Raw genomic sequence first — 290 nt, 5'->3', positions numbered from 1 at the left:
TATTTAAATATCCTGGATTATGCGTCGGAGCTCGGACTCATTGTCAGTGTTCACGCCGGATTAGATCCGGGATATCCGAATTTCGTCCACGCCACTCCATCCATAATCAGGGACGTGATTCATCAGGTGCGTCCACAGAAGCTCGTTCTTGCTCATATGGGCGGTTTCCAGAGATGGAGTGAGGTAGAGGAACTTCTGGTTGGTGAAGACGTATGGCTCGATACGGCAGCCTGCTTTTCCAAGATCCCGGATGAACAATTTTTGCGGATCGTACGGAGACATGGTGTGGA

Annotated in this window: 1 protein-coding gene; it reads left to right on the top strand. The window is 50.0% G+C overall.

The features are described from left to right. Window positions 1–9: 9 nt before the first annotated feature. A partial coding sequence (locus HJY11_RS13525) for an amidohydrolase family protein (RefSeq protein WP_368041614.1) occupies window positions 10–290 on the top strand: 281 nt, incomplete at its 3' end.

The organism is Bittarella massiliensis (ex Durand et al. 2017) (assembly GCF_017566145.1).
GTDB lineage: Bacteria > Bacillota > Clostridia > Oscillospirales > Ruminococcaceae > Bittarella > Bittarella massiliensis_A.
The sequence above is the reverse complement of the archived record's forward strand: the minus strand, read 5'-3'. Positions and strand labels throughout refer to the sequence as shown.